The following is a 17203-nucleotide window of genomic DNA, read 5'->3' on the forward strand; positions in this document are numbered from 1 at the left end:
CGGTGGTATGCTGCCGTTCAGGTGTATTCGGCGAAATGAGGAGCATCGGGTCGTTGAACAATGTAACATCAGCAGAGTGGCAGGAATTTGTAACCCGAAGGTCGAAAGAGCTCCCCGACCCGGCCGTGGCTAAGGCTCTATCGAGGTTTCAGCTGGTTCCTGGCGGCCCGCAGACGGAAACCGCAGATGCATATATTCATCGCGGTGATCTGGAGATTGACGGGGATTTCGTCCCGTCTTCATGGATCACTGTGATCGACGGAAACCTGCGTGTCAGCGGCAAGGTTTCAACACGCATCGAAGGCGGCGATGGATATGTTACCCTCGTCGTTTTCGGCGATCTGAACTGCGGCAGCATCGATAATGACTGGGCCAGCATTATCTTCGTCACCGGAGACGCTGTCGTCAGGGAGTGGGTTTTCGCGTCAAGGGAAGACTCGTCAATGGTAATAGGTGGCGATTTCAGGACACCGATTTTTATCGGTGCCGATATTTGGGTATCTGTCGGTGGTTCCGTCGAGATGGAATACGGTTACGGGTACGCAGTCGCTCTCGCGTGGTTTGCTGATACCTATGGCGCAGCCCAGATACAGCCGACTTATGGTTGGCGCGAGTTGGCCATGAAGCTCGGCCTGGGACAAGGGCGCATTCGCGAGGAGCAGCTTGTGGAATTGCTGGAGGAGCGTTTGCGAACGACAGGAAGCCTGTTGCGCCCGGTATGAACGACGGGGGACACTCTGTCCTTCGTATAGTTTTTGACCCGAACCCCCAGTCACTTCGGACGTGCCGCTTCGACTGTTCTTGCGCGGAAGCACGGCTTGCCCTTCGTCAGCGGCGGGCGGAATGGCAAGCAGGATGGCGTCGCGACAGGCACGCGCCTGACGATAGACGGCGTCACTCGAACCGTAGATACTGTCCCTGAACAGCCTGGCAATCCGGTGGCCGCGCCTCGTTAAACTCACGCACCAGCCGGCACCGTGGTGAGTCCCGGCGGCGTCTTCCCGTCTAAGGCCATAGTGATCGGCATCATGCTTCATTGGTCTCGGCGTCGTTCCGGTCGTCACGCTCTGCTCGCGCTATCAGATGTCATAGATGGTATTTTGGCATTTTCTGGTTGCATAATTTATGATGAGTCCTTGGTTTCGCCACAATGTTTGATTGCATTCTGTCGAGATTTTGACAGCTGATTGATTTTCCATCGATCTGAACACCCCGGGGGGTTCAATGACCGACCAGCCTGCATCTTCGGACTTTCTCCAGGCGAGCCGCGTTCTCAAGGTCAAGTCCCCGCTGGGCGAAGACCAGCTTCTCCCGGAACGACTTGCGGTTGATGAGGGTGTGTCGCGGCTCTTCGAAATCCACCTGACGCTGCGTGCGAAGAAGGAAGCGGTCAAGCCCGAGGAGCTGATCGGCCGGCTTGTCGATGTGTCGGTCGAGATAAGCCAGGGCGACGGGGAAGAGGGCAGCGGCATCCGCCGACCGTTCAACGGTCTGGTGACGGAATTGCACGAAGGTCCGCCGATCACCCGCGGCATGCGCTCCTATGCGCTGACGCTGCGGCCGCAGATGTGGCTTCTGTCGCGCCGCTCGGATTGCCGCATCTGGATGGACAAGACGGCGGTGGAGATCGTCGAGACGCTGTTTTCCGAACACGGCATTCCCGCCCCCGATACATCAGGCATCATCTCGCCGCCGCCGGCGCAGCATTACAGCGTGCAGTTTAACGAGACCGATCTGGACTATCTCACCCGGCGTTTCGAAGAGGACGGGCTGTTCTACTGGTTTGCCCATGAGGATGGTTCCCACAAGCTGCATGTGGCCGACAGCGCCAGCGGCTGGCTTGCCCCATCGGCTTCGGCGCAGGGCGAAGGCAAGGTGCGTCTGGCGCAGGGGTCTTCGGATCGCAACCACATTAGCGACTGGGCGCGGCGTTTTTCCTATGTATCGGGCCAGCGTGCGGGTGCGGACTGGAATTTCGAGACACCGGGCATGGTGCCGGGCACCATGACGCCCTCACTGGTGCAGATGCCGGATGCTACGAAACGCGAGCTTTATGAATATCCGGCCCGGATCAAGACGGTTGAAGAGGCCGAGCGGGCGCAGAAACTCAGAACCCAATCCATCGAGGCCGACCATGACCGTGTATTCGGGTCTTCGACCACGCGCATCCTGGAAGCCGGCCGCCGCTTTACGCCTTACGAGGTTGCGCATCCGGAACATGCCTATGAAGAACATGTGATCATCAGGGCAAGCCACAGTATTGTGGATCTCTCCTATGAGACAAACAGCAACGAGCCGGAATATCGCAATCACTTCGAGGCGATCCCGGCACGTGTGCCGCTGACGCCGCACCGGGCGACGAGGCGGCCGCGGATCGAGGGTACGCAGGTGGCGATCGTCGCCGGTCCTGAAGGCGAGGAAATCCATCCGGATCAATATGGCCGCATCAAGCTGTGGTTCCCGTGGGACCGCAAGGCGAAGAAGGATGGAACCGATACGTGCTGGGTGCGGGTCAGCCAGGCATGGGGCGGCGGGACGTGGGGCGCGCAGGTCATCCCGCGCATCGGCATGGAAGTGATGGTCGCCTTTGTCGATGGCGATCCGGACAAGCCGCTGGTCATCGGCGTGGTCAACAATCCTGCCAATTCCGTTCCTTACGACCTGCCCGCCAACAAGACGCGCATGGTACTGCGTTCCAACAGCCACAAGGGTGACGGCTTCAACGAAATCACCTTCGAGGATGAGGCCGGCAAGGAGAACCAGTTCTTCCACGCCCAGAAGGACCAGACGACGCGGGTTCTCAACGATCGCACCAAGCGTATTGACCGGCACGAGGTTGCCTCGGTCGGCGGCAACCGCGCGGTGGAGGTTTCCGGCAACCAGAAACACGAGATCGGCGGCTCGGTGAACACCGTCGTTGGCGGCACGGGGCCGATGGCGATGATGGCCATGGCGGGCGTGCAGGCGCTCTCCGGACAGACGGCGGGGTTGCTCAGTCAGGCAGCACAGATCGCCGGTGGAGGTGGCCCGGGTGTCGCTGCCTTTGCTACGACACTTGCCTCATCGGCGCTTGGCTTTCTCGGTGCTGGCGGCATGTCGTCGCGGGATGGCGTGGTCTCCGGCCCAAGTCCGCGGGCAGATGCAGGCACGGCGCTTGCCGGCTCCGGCTCGGGCGTCGGTTCCGATGCCTCCGGTCTCTTTCCGCTGCCGGGCATCATGAACACGATAATCGGTTCGTTTCAGTCCACATCCGTTGGCATCGCAAAAACCGAGCAGGTTGGGGTCAGCAAGGTCACGAATGTCGGCCAGACATCCATGGAGAATGTCGGCAAGGCAAAGAAACTTACTGTCGGAGAGGAGTATGTCATCGAAGTCGGTAAGTCATCTATGACGATGAAGAAGGACGGTACTATCATCATCAAGGGCGTGACGTTTCATTTCGAGGCTGAAGGTTCGTTCCAGCAGATCGGCAAAGTCATAGACCTCAACTGATTAGGCTCCTGGAAAAATGGTCAAGATCACCAACTTCACGCCTTTTGCGAACCTCCGATTCTCAAACCGCAATGCTGCGGGCAAGGAATTCGGTGTGTTCATGGCAAAGACTGCCCTGGATATTGGCATGGATGGCGAATGCCGGTTTTCGAGCGAGCAGGAGCCGTTTGTTTTCACTGACACGTACCATGGCGATCTCAATCTCTCTTCGGTGCGCTACCCGTCCGATTTCGTACCCTATAAACCGCATAGTGAGGTCATCGTTGATGCGACGGCCTACGCTCCGGGCGGAAAGCCAGCAACAGAATGGCCTGTTTCCATCAAGGTATCCGACGATCTGGGCATTTTTGTCCATCATGAATTGCGGGTCACAGGGCCGAGGAAGTGGACCCCGAAGTGGCTGAGGGAGTTGAGCGACGGGCAGAAGCGGGACTGGCGGAAGTTTAAACCGCTTTTCCGAGGCTGGGCATTGTCTTCCCCAGGTCCAATCAGGAGCCTGCCGATCCGGTACGAGCACGCCTTCGGAGGTATTATCGACAAGGGTTTTGACGATGACGGCAATCCTGTGCTGGAGGCCTTTCAGCACAATCCGATTGGGTGCGGCTTGATTGACCCGGAGTTCACCGACCATACAAAGCCGGTCCATGCGCCACAAATTTTAAGTAGAGACACAGTGTTGTCGGACGCCCATGGGCAGTACGCTGTTGAAGGTCTAGGCCCGGTTCCGCCTGCATGGCTGCCGCGCCGTCCTTTGGGTGGAACCTATGACGAGCACTGGATCGAGCACATCTGGCCCAACTGGGCGGCAGATTACGATTACCGTTTCCACAATTCGGCGCCTGTCAGCAGTCAGGGTGCCCGTTATCTGGAAGGTGCGGTTCGCATAGAATTGCAGAACCTTTTTCCTGACCGTCCTGATTTCACTATTCGCCTGCCCGACGAACAGCTGGTCGCGATCTCTCGGCGCAATGACGAAAGCGTTGTGGCGCTCAAGATGGTTCTTGATACTGTTTATCTTGAGATCAGTGAGCAGGACCAGAACGACCCGCGGATTTATTGTATCTGGCGCACACCCTACGATATGACGGCGACTGAAGATCTCGCTCTTTTGCGCTGTGGCCCTCAAGATATGCGGCGGATCAATCCGGTTCGGGTGAACCCCGATGAGGTTGCCTGCGATCCTGTGCTTCTTGATCCCGACCGGGATGAAGAGGAGGCCGCCTGATGGCAATTCCGATCTCCGCACGTCGCGACGGTGCGAACATCATGCATTGCACCGGCCCGGATGTCTGCAAGACGCCGATGGGTTCCTCGATGGTGCCCGTACCCTACATGTCCATGGTGGCACTGGGGTCTTCCGTGCGCACGTCCCGGACGGTTCGAAACAACGGCCAGCAGGATTTTCAGTTGAATTCCCGGGCGCTGGTCGTGACGGGCCATGAGCCGGGAGTCGGAAGGGGCGTCAAGGTCAGCGGCTACAAGTCTCATGCGCTGGCGAAGAAGGGTTCGAAAACGGTCTTTTCAGAAGGCTGGGCAGTCGTGCGCGATTCCGATCCGGCCTGGATCAACAGGCCTGGGCCGGGAGGCACCGAACCCCATCGTACTATGGGCGAAGAAAAGGTGCCGATCCTCTTGGCAGGCAGCGGCGGAACGCCGGGCAACAACCGAGCTCAGAACCGGCAAGTGAGGGCGCTGGGGAAGCAATACGGATTGACTGACGACCAGCTGGAACAACTTCATGAGATTATTACCAAGCAGAACTATGGATTTCAAGAAATCAAGCAGATTATCATCGACGAGTTCGGCAAATGAGTTTCCAGGACGACATTCAATCTCTAGTCGGGCTTCCGATCTCTGCCTCAAAATACATTTATGGCAGCATATTTCATCTGCTTTTCGCATCCGCCGACGGTGAGGTGAAACTGATCTGCAACGGATGTCAGTGGGCGTTGGTCGATGAGGGCGGCGCGATCGTGCTACAGGACGAGGCTGCCCTCTCAAGTGGAGTGATAGGAAGCCATTTCACAGGTAAGCGACTGCGGGCCGCCGAAATCTCGGCCGATGCGTTAACGCTACGCTTCGATGACATGGTCTTCCACGCCTTTATGACCGAGGAATACCATCTCGACATCCACGAGGGCGTCGCGCTTGGCTCGCCCGAATGGCGGCAGCTGCCAGAGGCGGCGCGCGATAGTTTCGTGATTGTCTCGCGCCTGCGGAAGACGGTGGGCTGGGAGTTTTCCGCTTATTCAAATCTGGCGGGTATCTCTTGGGGCGCGGCCTACCTGGCGCTGCAGGAGGCCTCACATGGCGGGTGATGAAGAGGTCCATCAGCGCAATGGCGGACAGCCGCATGTCGCCCAGACGCCCGCCAATGCCGATGGGCGTGTGGTCGTAGGATCGGGCGCACCTCAACAGGATGCCGAGGCGCTTCGCCAGCAGATGATCGATGACCGCAAGCAGGAACTGCGCGAGATCGATGAGGAACTGAGTGCCCTGAACCGTGAGGTGGGTAGCAACCGTCCAAACGCGGAACAGATCGAATACGGGACCAACCTGCAGGCCGACGCCTATATCGCGGCGACGGAACTCAATGCGCTGGAAAATCACTCCTACGCGGAATCGTTTGAGGATTTCATAGAGACCAATGGCAGCATGCAAGGGTCTCTTGATAACATGACGGGACCGCAGCGCCTTCATATGGCGCGGGGCCAATCTGATGACTTCCTCGCACGGGCGTCCGGGTGGGATATAATAGAGGTAGGCCCGCAGGACTTGCTTGGCGGTCCCGGCGGGTGGCTGGGCAGGCGAGGGAGAAAACTCTTCGGCCGTTGGCGAAGGCCGCGTGGCCGATTGGGAGGCAATCGTACTCGCGCACAGGAACGCGTGAGGGGGCGCAGGCGCAAACGACGTGAACGCAAAGAGTGCCGGCTCGCCGGCAATCCGGCTTTTATGCCGACGGGAATTCCCGTCCATTACGATCCCGATTTCTCCATTCCCGGTTTGCTCAAGCTTGCGATTACCAGCACATGGTACGGCGATGTCGAGGCAAGTGGCCCACTCGGCCGCGGCCGACTGAGCGATATCGATGCGACTATAAGCAGGAACGAGGCCAAGGGTTTCACCCTGCTCGACGAAGATGGTTTCGCTGTTAATTTCAAGGCGCCGACGCCTATTCCCGATGGATGGGAAGAGGGCGACACAGTCCGCAATACCAGTCTGATGCAGGGCCATGGCCGCGCACTGATCCTTAAAGAGGATGCACTGGAAACCCATTTCGCCAAAGGCAGGGACGGTATCTGGCGTATCGGGCAAATCAAGGACCGGCGCGGAAATGCACTCCAGTTCGCGCGGGATGCCGCCGAAAACCTTCTGTCGATCACGACCCCTGAAGGCCTGAAAATACTGTTTTCTTACGAAGGCAGCTTGCGCATGCTGGCTGAACTTGAAGGTGTTGATGGCAGCCGCAAGACGGTCATGCGCTATCGCTATGATGAGAAGCAGCGGATGGTGCTGGCGGAATGCTCCTATGGCGAACGTCATGAATTTGCTTATGATGACTGGGGCATGCTTTCTGAAGTTATTCGCAACGGCCATTATCATGCGAAGTTCGAGCATGACGAGAAGGGTAGACGCACGCGAACGGTCAGCAACCTGGGTGTATCCGCGACTTTCCAGTATGATGAAGTAAACCGGATCACGACCTACATGCCCGGCTCGGACAGGCACCGCGCCATCCAGTTTCATTATGACGAAAATGGCGCGATCATCCGCGAAGTGAACGCGCTCGGTCATGAGAAACGCTTTGTAACAGACGATGAAGGGCGGATTGCAGCCGAGATCGACGGAGAAGGCAATGAGACCCGTTACGCCTACGACGCGGCCGGAAATGTGAAAAGCATTCGGGACCCGGTCGGTCGTTCGACCTATTACGGTTGGACGTCCGAAGGCGATATGGAGCTCGTCATAGACAATGCTGGAAAAGCATGGGACTTCCACTACGACGATTTTGGCGCACTTAGCCTTGTCAAAAGCCCGGTCGGGCATATTTCAGAAATCCGCAACAATGCGGCCGGACTGCCAACCGGCGTCCTTCGGCATGACGGACTGATTGCGCAGAACGCTTATGACGGCCACAACTGGCTCACCGAAACGCTGGACTTCCGCAATGCGCGCACGCGCTTCGAACGAGACGCCTTTGGGCGCGTCGTCCGGATGACTGAAGCAAACGGCGCTTCGACCACTTACGAATACGAGGACCAGTCAGGGCATAATTTCTTTCGCCCGACGCGAATTATCCGACCGGATGGTGCTGTGTTCAGCAGCTATACCTCAGAGAACGGACGCCTACTGGAAACCGTGGATGGGGAAGGGCGCAGAAGCCGTTACGAATATGACGGACTTGGCAATCTTGTCCTGTCGGTCACCCCCTTGGGCGGGCGCATCGGTTTCCATTACGATGACGAACTCAATCTGATGAAGGTGGTCAACGAAGCGGGACGGGAATGGACCTTCGTTCGTGACGTTGGCGGACGTATTGTTCAGGAAACCGATTTTAGCGGGAGAACGACCGATTACGCGCTCGATAGAGCGGACAGGGTGGTCGAGGCGAAGCAGCCGGATGGCAGAGTCCTCGCCTATGAACGGGACGCGTCGGGAAGCATTGTCAGCCGCTCCGCCTTTTTGCCGGGTGAAACCAAAGCGCTGCAGCGCGAGACATTTGCTTATGACGATGTCGGGAGATTGAATCTCGCCAGCAACGCCCACGTCACGATCTCACTGGAGTATGATGCAGCTGGCCAGCCGATTTCGGAAACGACAAACGGAATCCGCATCGAAAGCGAGTATGATTGTTGTGGCAATCGGGTGAAGCGTCGTATAGGCGATCAGGTGGTCACCTATGATTACGACCCGCTCGGTGCCCTGACCGGCGTATCTCTCGGCGAACGCTCTGTTCTGAATGTCATACGGGATAGATTGGGGCAGCCCGTCCGCCGCACGACGCCGGAAGGCTTCGTTATCGAATTTGTCCATGACCCCTTGGGCCAGCTCGTCCGCCAGACGGCGTCCAGCCGAGTGCAGGCCGGCAGGCAGCGATCGACTCCGCTGCCGGAAATCTGGTCACGGCAGTTCGAATGGGACCGCTCAGCGGCACCGACCATGGTGGCCGATCCACTTTGGGGCACCAGTTGTTATGAAATGGATGGCAACGGACAGGTCACCGCTGCGTGGCACGGGGGGCCGAATCCTGGAGCGCCTGTTCTTGCGACCGTTCCAGCCGATGCCATTGCCGGGATCGGCGGCGACAACCGCGAGGTGGAGCGTTTCGATTACGCGCCGACCCAGGATATTGCTGCGTCGGAAACGGCCCTTCCCGACCACCCGCTCGGTCGCCCTCTTCGACAATGGTCACACGCCACTGGCGGCGAGGTGCTGGAGGCCTTTGGCCCCCACGGCGAGCAGATTCGTTACGAGTATGATGCTGCCGGTCGCGTCTCCGACCGGCATGTGGATCGCAACGGGTTCCGCCGGCTGAGCTTCCATTACCTTTGGGACGGTTTTGATCAGCTGATTGGGGTGGAATGCCCGGATGGGTCGGCTTGGCGGTACTCCTACGATCCGTTCGGGCGCCGAATCGAAAAGCAGCAGGTTCGGGCAGCAAGGCGACAGGGCAGGAATGGCGGCGCCACTCTTTCAGTTCACCGGTTCCTTTGGGACGGCGACGTGCTGGCGGTGGAGCATCGGATAGCGGATGCTTCGGAAGACAGGCAGTCTTTCGTTTGGTGGCATTTTGAGCCTGACAGCTTTGTGCCAATGCTCCGGGTCGACATTAACGCTTCCGGCGAGCAACGTATTCTCCACGTCGTAACCGACCATCTTGGTGCGCCGAGAGAGCTGGTGAGGCCATCAGGCGAAGTCGTCTGGTCCTCGTCCTACAGGTTGTGGGGCGGAATTCGGGGTCTTTGGACCGCGGCCAATGACAATCGCGGAGCGGTTTCTGGTGGCGCTGTATCCCGAGGTTTCGGATCGGTTCAGGCCCAGCTTGTCAACGTTGCTGATACTGAGCCGGGAGGCGATGACCAAGCCGGGATAAGCGCGCACACGGCGGTGATCGATGCTGATCTCTGCCCCATCCGGTTCCTGGGGCAATGGGAAGATGCTGAGACTGGCCTCTGTTACAACCGCTTCAGGACATATGATCCGTCAACAGGCCAATATCTGAGCGCCGATCCTACAGGTCTTCTTGGGGGGCTGCGCACCCATGGTTATGTCGAGATACCGACGTGGTGGGCGGATCCACTCGGCCTTTATGGCGTATACGTTTTTCAAATGAAACCTGGCAAACGGTGTTATGTGGGCAAGGGTGAGCCGACGCGCATGGCGGAGTCGATGCGCTATCGAACCGGGTCGAGCACGAGAGAGCAAGGTCGTAACCGATGCCCGCGCCGTCTTTATACCAATACCGATGCAGATGCGGCGGCGGCTGGTATGACCCCGAGAGACTATGGCGCGTTGGTCGAGAACCGGCTTTTGTCCCAATCGGGATTTAACGCGGTTGCTGATAGCAACTGGGCCAATGTGAAACTCGACGGGCAATCGGTGTTTAACCGTGCTACACCTGCCCAACGAGCGGCTGCAACTTTGACTGCGACACGAATAAGAACCGCCTTTGGTCGATGCTGATGATCGAAACCACAGTTTGGTGTTTGGTTTTAGCGATGCATGAATGGAGAAACTAATTGTCTGAGATCGTTTTGGAAATAGATGAAAGAACGATGGAAAACCTGATGACAGGGCCATATATCTTCATCGAGGAGACGCGATCCCCGGCACTCCGGAAGACAGCCTATTTCAACAAGGCTGCCTTCAAGGTTTATTCGAACCTCATCGATGAACATGGTTGCACCGGATTTTCGATCGAGGTTGAAGACATCGCCGAGAACGAACTGCAGGACTATTTCTCTCCCGATTTCAGCAGCATCCGCAAGAAGGATGATATCATTGAAATCGGCATAGTCGGGTCCGGCGCCTTCTCCGAGGATTTCGATCTCGACGTCTTCAAAAGTTTCCCGAACATCAAAAAGATCACTACCCACGGCATTTCTTTCCGGTCCAGACTGCCGGAGCTTTTTCCGAAGCTCGAGACCTGGCTTAATCTCGATTGGAAGAGCAATAAGGTCGAGAACCTTGGCAACGAATGGCCGGATTTGAAAAATCTCGGGCTACACGGGTTCAGCGGATCGCTTGCACTTTTCGAAAAGTCACCGATTAGAAAACTCTTTCTGATCTCATCGACTATCAAGGACATTGACGACATTCTGCGCTTTAAGGATCTTGAAGTCCTGCAACTTGTTTCCAGCAGGATTACGGGCGACGTCTCACGCCTGTCGGAACTTACCAAACTACGATCACTGCGTTTCGAGGGTAAGAACAAGCTTGAGGGCTGGGATAAGCTGGCGAGCAGGTCGCTCGAAAACCTCGATGCGTCGCATTATCCCTGCAAATTTCCGCGCGACAATTTCCCGAAGCTTGAGAACTATGTCATCAACGCGTATCGCGCTCGGGATCCGTTCTATGAAGAAGGCGGAGATTACGACGCCCTCGGCGACGAATTCGCTGCCCTATGACCGCTCTCCGTGTCGCGACCCCCGCCGCGAGTTGTGGAATTGGCCGTCTCAGGACCACGAATACTTCGTTGTTTATCATCAGGCCATCTGGTCCGGATGATGGAATGTACCGGCATATTTCGTTGCAGCATCGCCGGCTATCTGGTTACAGCAGTGCCTTGCCATAAGGTATTTTTAAACAGCGGAAGGGTGAATTTCAGCAAGCTTGGTGCGGGACGCAGCGATCGACTGCCTCCTGGCGGCGGCGGTAATAGAGCGTATCGGGGTGGTGAGCCTGATTTCCCGAAATTCAAAATAGGTGGTGTAGTCCGTGCCGGTCAGGAAAGCGTTCCCTCGGCAAGATCGTGAGAGCGAAGAGTGGTTTCTCTCGGAACTGTCGAATTGGATGACCGGGAAGTCGTGTCGATTTAGTGATTTTGAAGCTTATTGAAGTGGTAAGTCACTGATAGTCCATCATAATCAAGGCCTTGCCGCGGGTTCGATTCCCTTCAAGAGCAAGACATTGACCTCTTTGAGTGGAGAGGGGAGAGGCGGGTTTCGGATCAGCAGATCATACAGTCAGACGTCTCCGCACCGGAGCATTCCCCGCCCGAATCTGTTTAGGTTGCCAAAGTGGCTCTATCCTCTCCAAGCGATATCGATTTTCGAATTCGTTGAGCACCATTTCTAGCGTCGCTTCAAACGCGCCTCGATCAAACATCGTCGATTTTGGCTCATGGATGTAGCGCCAGTCGGTGAACGCATCTTTGTGCTAATACAGCAAATGACGAATGCCGTAGTCGATATGAAGGCCATTGGGATGGTACGGGATATAGATTTCTTGAACTCCCCGTCAAGTGTCTCCTGACTTTCAGTCTTAAGCTTGTCAAACAGCCTAGAAAGGTCGTGTGATTTGACGATCTTTGGATCATCATGATCAAAAACGAACCAGGCCTTGAGCGCCATTTCCATAGAAAGTGCCAGGAGCATCGATTCAACGCCGATGTCTTTCAGGTTGGGCGATCTTCATCCCCAGCTAACTCTAAGTCGGGAAAACTTTGAGCCTTTCGCAATACCGCCCTTGCTGTGCCTGCAATCCTACTAGCGATTGTTAATCGGGCGCTCATTCTTGGTCTTCAGACATCAACGCGTCACCTTTTGAGCCAGGAAGTTTCGACCCACACGTTGAACGGTTTCTGCTGCCCCATGTTAGTGGCGAGGATCACAGTCATCCAAGTATTATTCGACCGTTCTACGAGGAAGGCAGTTCCGGTGGTCGCAATCTCCTTGGTAACTTTAGTTTCGGAGTCTTGAGATAGAGCCGTCTCGAAGGCTGTAAACTCATCGGCCGTACAAGTCATTCCTTCTTCACCAAGCTTTGCGAGGGCCATAACGAAGTTGAGTTCGCAGTGCGAATAGGAAAAATCTTTGAAATCTCGATAGCCTATGAAGAACTCTCGCCCGCTCGCCATGGTGTAGACGGCACTACCGGTTGTCGGGAGAGATTCTGACGGAAGGGCAAGAACTTTCACAGTCCAGTCACCCTTCTTGACTCCGCTTTCTAACTTAATGGCGCTCGCACCACTCCCTACGCAAAGTTTCACGACGTCATCGAGAGGGCATGCAACGGCGGCCCCGTTGGTCGATGCTAAAGCAATTAATAAAGCGATTAAAAAACGCACGCGTTTCTCCCTGCGAGATGTGGTTTCAGACTTCACCTTGCCGATATTTCGGTGGAAGTTCCGCGGTCGGCAGATCGTCGGCCTCGAACTGCTTACCGGTGGACCATGGGAGCATGTTAAGCACCACACCAAGCCCCGCGATGATTGCCGCAACCACGGGTTTGAAACCCAAATTTTTCAAGCCAGCAAATTTGAAGCCAGAAAGCAGAGCACCGAGCGGTTTGAAGATCAGAAAGGGGATCAACAAGAACGGCATAGAGACGAGGGCGAGCACCCCCGGGATCGCCGCCTCCAGCATAGGGTCGCCGCCGTATCGGAGGCGAAGACGCGGGTTATGGGCGACTGCAAACGGAATCAGTTCTTTCATGAACCTAACGTAGTCGGCGGATCGATCGACGCGTGTCTCTCCCTGCCAATCCAGCGAGGATACCTGTATTGATGTGAAAAGCATCCGCAAACGCGCGCTGTAGACTGGAAATCCAGTGGTGCCGACGCCACTTGTAACATGAAGGTGCAGGAACCGAAAAGAAGTCCACGGGATGAGGCTCACGGACTGTCCTCGCCGTACCGAAAGGCCTTTGGCGTCGATGACGTAGGCCGTCGTGATCATCGTGAATCTCGGGGAGCTTTGATAAGGCATCGCGACTTGTGTGGTAAAGCTGTACGTTGGAGGGGCATCCGTCTGCAATTGAGAGCTCCCGCGCGTTCCAAATGAAAAAGACAAGCTAACCCGGCTTTATTCGCTAATCAGAATGGCCAGTGGCTGGCGATTACCTGATATCATTACTGTAGATAGACCTAGGTGATATCCAGCGATGCGCTACCACGAACCCCACGACGAAACGTAGGGCCACCGCAAAACCCACCGGAATCATATATCGCTATCACGCCTCGACTTCTCCGCTAATTCTTCTCGTGGCTTATGTGAAGCAGGCTTCCTCGGTCTATCTTATCGTTCCTGCTCGTCTCAAGCGCGCTCTGCTTGGCGCTTCTGCCCCAGTTGCTCAAGGCGGTTCAACTGCCTTGCCGCAGGATCTGCAAGTGATGCTTCACCTCTCGGACCGCTGCTTTTTTTCTAACAGAAGACGCGCATTCCGAGAAGTCTCAACCTCTACAGTTTTGTCGTCACGTGCCGGAACAATTTCCGCTTCCTACTTGCGCCGGTCAACCAGTTCAACCTCACGAACCTTTTCGCCCTCGACCTCACGGATAACGGTTTCTCGATCCGTACCGATGGGTGGACGAGAGCTTCTTCAACCTTCTGAAGCGGGAGCGGATACGCGGCAGGGTCGACCGTTCACGCGATGAAGCTCGTCACGACATGTTCGATTACATAGAAATGTTCTGCAACCAGAAACGCAAACACATCAGAAACGGAATGCTCTCTCCGACCGCGAGGGGGCAAGTCCATCGCGACGCCTAGGAAATTTGGAAGCTTGGCGCACTTTCAAGGGTGGCCGCTATCAAACACTGTTGTCGTCGTCAGCTCTTACTATCGACTCAATCCAAGCCCTTGAGACCGGGCAAGCTGCTGTTTCAGCGCGTGGTCATGGCTGAGGTCGGCTTGGCGTGTACGATCCACCATGCGGGCGATCGTCTTGATCTGCTCGGCCTGCCTTGCGAGCTCCGGGCGTGTCTCAAGCTCCTCGGCAAACCTGCGAGGATCGGAGCTTCCGAACCGCCGCGTGAGCGCTTCGGCCACCAGCTTGGCCTCATCGAGCGCGACTCGGCCCTCAGGTGACGAGCGCAGCTCTGTGATGAACTTGCTTCGCCTCTCCACCGGCGTCTTTTCCATCTTGGCAATGATCTCGGCGCTGCGCGGCGTGAGGCCAGGTACCGCGATCACATCACGCTGTTCGCGCTGCCATTGTTCGCTATCCCGCTCTTCTCCAAGCCAGCGCTCCCATGCCTCGGAGACATGGCCAGTATGGGCAGAGAGAGACCTGGCATATTGCAGCGCCTCCTTCCGCTCCTTGTTGTTTCCGAACATTCCCGACTTGCCGCGTAGCTCCCCGAAGCGCTCTGGCTGCTCGGCCATGGCTTTCGTCATGATATTGCCGTTGCCTTCCTTCTCGGTAATCGCGGTGCGCAGCCTCGCGGCGACGTCCACCGGATCACGGAACACGTGCCGCACTAGAGATTCCACCGTATCGAATCGCTGATCGATGACGGACATCGCCCTTTGCTGCGGCACCTCTTCGATGCTGCGGTCGTGACGGGTGATTGCTGGCACCAGCGGAGTGGGCTTACCGGGTTCCAACGGCGATCGCTGGCCGATAGCTTCTGTGGGGGCAAGAACGGCGGCACCGTCTTGCGACATGAGATCGGACCACCGAATGCGGCGATATCCATTATTGTCCTCTGTCCGGGCGAACTGATTGCGAGGATCTTCGCGGCGAACAGGGCCGGCCAGTTCGCCGGAACGTTCCTCGTAAACCTGCTGGCACTCTGATGGCCGGTCCTGTTGCTCCCGTTGCAGATGGGCCGCACGGGACAAAATGTCTTGACGCTCATTTTGGGCGGAAGCAAGTTCGATCTCGCTTCTCACCCCAAACTCTTGCCCGATCCATGGGGCGCTTGCGATACCCCACCGCTCGGCAAAGTCCCTGACATAGTCCAGCGTGGTTTCCTTCGCTCCGGAACGCGACAGGCGGTTTTCTAACTGCTGGTAGGCCAGTTCATCACCCTTGACGACGCGCCACGAATTGCGCTCGGCCTGCGTACCGTCCGGAAGCGTGACAGGCGTGGCTCCTTCATGCTGCAGTCCAATCCTGTCCCCGATCTTTGGCGATGCCTCCTGCATGGCCCGCTTGAGATCGGCGCCCCACACCGTGCGCTGATCGCCCTTGTCATTCTCCAGCGTCACAAAATAGTTTTCTCGCGCCCGGCGATTATGCTCATAGGGAGCCGCGCCGTGATCGACCAGCCGGCCCGCATTAGTGAACTCCTGGCTGTCGGCATAGAGCTGCACACTGTCGCGGTGCCTGGTCATGGCAACATAGGCAGATGCCGATCCATGGTGCTGGACGCCAGCACAAAGGCGCGATCAACCGTCGCCCCCTGGTTTTTATGGATCGTCGTCGCATAGCCGTGGTCGATCGCCTGGTAGGTGTCCGTGGGAATGCTGACGCTATCGCCGCCTCGACCATCGAGCCGTGCGATGATCTTATTCGGCTCGACATGCTCGACCGTGCCCAGCATGCCGTTTTTCATGGCGAGGTCGCGGTTGTTTTCGAGGAAGATGATCCGGTCACCGGGGGGCGACCTGCCTCGATCAATTGTCGATCGACGCGCTCCTATTCGAACATCGCTCTACCGAAACGCCTGCAAAGGTTGTCGAAATCTTCAAGAATGTTATGACAAAGCAACTAATAAACGGGGATTACGGGGAAAGCCTCCATCGGGCGGTTTTCTCCTGATTGATATTTGGAAAATGTGCAAAGGCGCGATTAATTATTAAAGGAACAAGTCTGCGCGTTCGATATAATTTTCCCCATTTTTCCAATGGGTTGATGCTTTTCTCCTCATCATCTATAGTCTTTTGAGACGGCCTTTTTTTCTTCGTTCATCCCCACCCCTTGTGCGTAGGGTACACTGCTCTTGTTCTGCAATGAACCGAGAGACATTCCGATTTTGCGCTGAGCCAGCGACGTTTGCGGGAGGAGACGGTCACTTTCATGTTCGGGGTCTGACAGCGAAAGTCCTCTGGTGATGAATGGAGGAGAGATGGACGGGTTGGTGGTGGGCCTTTCTTTTTCTCCGAATGTCGTTGGCTGAAGGGCTGGCTTTGGCAGGATGAATCGCTGATGCGGGGCACTGATAAGTGTCTTTATTTTCCCTAGGCGGCAATTTTCAGTGCCCCGTTGCAATGCCCATCGAGCTGAAATGCTGATGGGAGAGAGGAAGCTCATAACACGGACGCAACTGCGTTGCGTGATAGGAAAGGTGTGTTCAATGGGTCTCTATGAGACGTACGTCCTTGCTGCTCGTGCAGATACAGCCCTGATGAGGCGAAGGATGGCGAAGATTATGAATCGTCGGCGCAAGAAGTAATATTTACACAACCAGAAGAAGAATTTGAGTTTGGAACCGAGATGAAGAGGGGAATACATCTGCGACCCGGGAGGATTCCACGAGCATATATTTATATAGATATATATGCGGATACATATAAAATATATGCTGCGTTGAATTATATAGGAATATTTGAGGGTGAATGAAAATCCGCGACCAGAATCTTGCTTTTACGGCCTGCAATTTGCGAATTGTGGGGGCAATAACGCGTAAATATATGATTCTACGTTGAAATTATCGATCTTGCCGAAGAATGATTATGTGTGGAAACTATATAGGTGAAATGGATTTGATTAGAGCGGAGATCAGATTTGAGTGGCAATCGATCATAATAACAATATCATGATA

9 protein-coding genes and 2 pseudogenes are annotated in these 17203 nt (G+C 56.2%); 8 read left to right on the top strand and 3 right to left on the bottom strand.

Annotated elements, in window-relative coordinates:
- The first annotated feature begins 53 nt into the window (after positions 1-53).
- The 7 genes from ACQZ5F_RS22190 (at position 54) to ACQZ5F_RS22220 (ending at position 11120) form a co-directional block, all read left to right on the top strand.
- Positions 54-722 carry a hypothetical protein gene (locus ACQZ5F_RS22190; protein WP_225338064.1) on the top strand — a complete coding sequence of 223 codons (669 nt, stop codon included), beginning with the start codon at positions 54-56 and terminating at the stop codon, positions 720-722.
- A 502-nt stretch (positions 723-1224) separates the two neighbouring features.
- Positions 1225-3492 carry a type VI secretion system tip protein TssI/VgrG gene (gene tssI / locus ACQZ5F_RS22195; RefSeq protein WP_448730962.1) on the top strand — a complete coding sequence of 756 codons (2268 nt, stop codon included), beginning with the start codon at positions 1225-1227 and terminating at the stop codon, positions 3490-3492.
- 16 nt (positions 3493-3508) lie between these two features.
- Positions 3509-4717 (top strand): DUF2169 family type VI secretion system accessory protein, encoded by a 1209-nt coding sequence (locus ACQZ5F_RS22200; RefSeq protein ID WP_448730963.1) that lies wholly within the window; start codon positions 3509-3511, stop codon positions 4715-4717.
- Positions 4717-5304 carry a PAAR-like domain-containing protein gene (locus ACQZ5F_RS22205; protein WP_225337904.1) on the top strand — a complete coding sequence of 196 codons (588 nt, stop codon included), beginning with the start codon at positions 4717-4719 and terminating at the stop codon, positions 5302-5304. Before ACQZ5F_RS22200 ends, ACQZ5F_RS22205 begins: the two co-directional genes overlap by 1 nt.
- The gene (locus ACQZ5F_RS22210; protein WP_225246268.1) at positions 5301-5810 is read left to right on the top strand and encodes a hypothetical protein; all 510 of its coding nucleotides are present in this window, start codon (positions 5301-5303) and stop codon (positions 5808-5810) included. Before ACQZ5F_RS22205 ends, ACQZ5F_RS22210 begins: the two co-directional genes overlap by 4 nt.
- Positions 5800-10176: an RHS repeat-associated core domain-containing protein gene (locus tag ACQZ5F_RS22215; RefSeq protein WP_225337903.1), complete on the top strand. Its 4377-nt coding sequence runs from the start codon at positions 5800-5802 to the stop codon at positions 10174-10176. Before ACQZ5F_RS22210 ends, ACQZ5F_RS22215 begins: the two co-directional genes overlap by 11 nt.
- A gap of 104 nt (positions 10177-10280) precedes the next feature.
- Positions 10281-11120, top strand: a complete 840-nt coding sequence (locus ACQZ5F_RS22220) for a leucine-rich repeat domain-containing protein (protein WP_225337902.1) — start codon at positions 10281-10283, stop codon at positions 11118-11120.
- 1130 nt (positions 11121-12250) lie between these two features.
- Here the strand turns inward: ACQZ5F_RS22220 and ACQZ5F_RS22225 are convergent.
- Positions 12251-12781, bottom strand: coding sequence for a hypothetical protein (locus ACQZ5F_RS22225; protein WP_225337901.1), 531 nt, complete (start codon positions 12779-12781; stop codon positions 12251-12253).
- 25 nt (positions 12782-12806) lie between these two features.
- Positions 12807-13391 carry a hypothetical protein gene (locus ACQZ5F_RS22230; RefSeq protein WP_225337900.1) on the bottom strand — a complete coding sequence of 195 codons (585 nt, stop codon included), beginning with the start codon at positions 13389-13391 and terminating at the stop codon, positions 12807-12809.
- A gap of 627 nt (positions 13392-14018) precedes the next feature.
- On the opposite strand from ACQZ5F_RS22230, the pseudogene ACQZ5F_RS22235 reads away from it, so the two are divergent.
- Positions 14019-14204 (top strand): annotated as a pseudogene (locus ACQZ5F_RS22235) (IS3 family transposase); the annotation flags it as partial.
- A gap of 69 nt (positions 14205-14273) precedes the next feature.
- On the opposite strand, the pseudogene ACQZ5F_RS22240 reads toward ACQZ5F_RS22235, so the two are convergent.
- Positions 14274-16081: pseudogene (locus tag ACQZ5F_RS22240) on the bottom strand (BID domain-containing protein).
- Positions 16082-17203: the final 1122 nt, after the last annotated feature.

The organism is Agrobacterium sp. 22-210-1 (genome assembly GCF_053522525.1).

Excerpts from the sequence above, each read along its gene's own strand:
- tssI (WP_448730962.1), top strand. The coding sequence starts at position 1,225 with ATGACCGACCAGCCTGCATCTTCGGACTTTCTCCAGGCGAGCCGCGTT.
- ACQZ5F_RS22200 (WP_448730963.1), top strand. The coding sequence starts at position 3,509 with ATGGTCAAGATCACCAACTTCACGCCTTTTGCGAACCTCCGATTCTCA.
- ACQZ5F_RS22205 (WP_225337904.1), top strand. The coding sequence starts at position 4,717 with ATGGCAATTCCGATCTCCGCACGTCGCGACGGTGCGAACATCATGCAT.
- ACQZ5F_RS22210 (WP_225246268.1), top strand. The coding sequence starts at position 5,301 with ATGAGTTTCCAGGACGACATTCAATCTCTAGTCGGGCTTCCGATCTCT.
- ACQZ5F_RS22215 (WP_225337903.1), top strand. The coding sequence starts at position 5,800 with ATGGCGGGTGATGAAGAGGTCCATCAGCGCAATGGCGGACAGCCGCAT.
- ACQZ5F_RS22220 (WP_225337902.1), top strand. The coding sequence starts at position 10,281 with ATGACAGGGCCATATATCTTCATCGAGGAGACGCGATCCCCGGCACTC.
- ACQZ5F_RS22230 (WP_225337900.1), bottom strand. The coding sequence starts at position 13,391 with ATGATCACGACGGCCTACGTCATCGACGCCAAAGGCCTTTCGGTACGG.